This window comes from Cryobacterium sp. TMT1-2-1 (assembly GCF_004403955.1).
Lineage (GTDB): Bacteria > Actinomycetota > Actinomycetes > Actinomycetales > Microbacteriaceae > Cryobacterium > Cryobacterium psychrotolerans.
Window position 1 is genome coordinate 1 of the sequence record NZ_SOHC01000033.1, and the last position, 1,814, is coordinate 1,814.

3 protein-coding genes are annotated in these 1,814 nt (G+C 72.3%); all 3 read right to left on the minus strand.

Features of this window, described 5'->3' with window-relative positions; all coding sequences use genetic code 11:
* Positions 1–476: DUF222 domain-containing protein (locus E3T33_RS06495; RefSeq protein ID WP_134574979.1), on the minus strand; the 476-nt coding region annotated here is incomplete at its 3' end.
* Between the two features lie 3 nt (positions 477–479).
* Positions 480–887 carry an acyl carrier protein gene (locus E3T33_RS15715; protein WP_134574980.1) on the minus strand — a complete coding sequence of 136 codons (408 nt, stop codon included), beginning with the start codon at positions 885–887 and terminating at the stop codon, positions 480–482.
* On the minus strand, positions 884–1,814 hold a 931-nt coding region (locus E3T33_RS06505; protein WP_134574981.1), incomplete at its 5' end, for a dihydrolipoamide acetyltransferase family protein. The genes E3T33_RS06505 and E3T33_RS15715, both read right to left, overlap by 4 nt.

Here is a 1,814-nt window from a genome sequence, read left to right on the forward strand (position 1 = left end):
CCGAGGATGGCTTCGGCCGCGTCGAGGCCGAGCGCCCCGGTGGCCAGGCCCGCCGCGGTCGCCGGGAACTTCGGCGGCAGAGCCTCGCCGACGATGGAGAAGTCGGTGCGCACCTGCGATCCGATGCGCATCCGCCGGTTCGCGGTCGACCCGGAGACCAGGGTCATCCGCTGCACCAGCTCCGACGGGGTGCGGCAGCCCTTCTTCGCCGAGAGCCGCCCGGTGCCGAGCTCGAATCGGGACCGGTCGGCGATCTCCGCGGCCGCCGCCACCCGCAGTGCATCGACCCGGCGGCCCGCCGCCTCGATCGCCGCGGTCACCATCAGCAGCCCGTCGTCGCCGAAGCCCCGCACGTCCGAACAGCGCAGCGCCTCACCGATCTGCGCGGTGGCCACGGCCAGCGACGCGAGCGCATTCGCACCGTCGGCGGCGGCCGATCCGGCGGTCGCCTGCGGGGTTTCGGTGGGGGTGTCCATACGTTAAGTCTCCGCCGAACCACCGACATTCCTACCGACAAAGGGCCGGTCAGCCGCATTTTCTGTGGATAACTCCGGCGAGGCGGCCCCTGTGGAGGAATGGACCTCACCTCGCCTCGCCTCACCTGGCAGCGGCGGCAGTTGTGGGCGAAGTCGGCACGGCGCGTTCCAGCCGTGGGCGGCGACGTATTCGACGAGCCCCTTCACCGTCGACACCTGGGTGTAGTCGCGCTCGGGGACGTCGACGCCGGTCGCCTGCGAAATCGTCTCGATCAGCCGCAGGAAGTCGAGCGAGTCGAGTTCGAGGTCCTGCCTCAGCCGGGAGGTCTCCACGAGGTCTTCCGTGTCGACATCCGGCGCCACCTGGCCGATCGCGGCGTGCACGGCCGCTCGGGCGTCCTGCTCGTTCATAGTTCCTCCGGTTTCTGCAGCAGCTCGTCGACCCGCGCCAGGAATCTTCCTCCGCGCAAGCCGTCGCTCACGCGATGGTCGGCGGACAGGGTCGCGGTGACGGCGGGGCGCACTCCGATCAGGCCATTCTGCGCCCAGGGCTGCTCGACCACCCGGCCGAAGCCGACCAGCGCAACCTGCGGCGGGTAGATGACGCCGAAAACGCTCTCGACACCGAGGTCGCCGAGGTTTGTGACGGTGATGGTCGGGTCGGCCATCTCCGCACGCTGCAGCCGCCCCGCGCGGGCGCGGCTGACCAGGTCGCGCAGGCGCTCCATCAGCAGGTCGATCGACAGGGTGTCTGCGTCGTGGATCGCGGGCGCGACCAGTCCCCCCTGGCGCAGCGCCACCGCCACGCCGAGGTGCACCGCGTCGCTCGGCTGGTAGGCGTCGTCGGTGAAGAACCCGTTGACCTCCGGCACGTCCCGGGCGGCCAGCGCGGATGCCTTCAGCAGCAGCGCCGCGGGGACAAGCCGGGACGCGATGGGCCGGCCGGTGTTGGTCGACTCCATCCAGGCGAGGGCGGCACGCAGGTCAATGGTCGTGCTGAGGTAGTAGTGCGGGATCTCCCTCTTCGACCGGGACATCAGCGACCCGATGGCCCGGCGCAGGCTCGCAGACCGCTCCGCGGCCTCGGCCGGTGTCGGGCCGGGGCGAGTCGCCGCCTTCTCCGGCGCGGCGGCCGGAGTTTGGGCGGCCGGCGCTTCTGCGGCGGGCATTTCGGCGGCCGGCGCTTCTGCTGCCGGGAGCGGCGGCGGTGCGGCCGCGGTTGCAGCCCGTTGGACGTCGGACTCGGTGATCGCGCCTTCGGGGCCCGTCCCCGACACGGCGGCCAGGTCGACGCCGAGCTCCGCCGCGACCCGCCGGGCACGCGGCGAGGAGCGGACC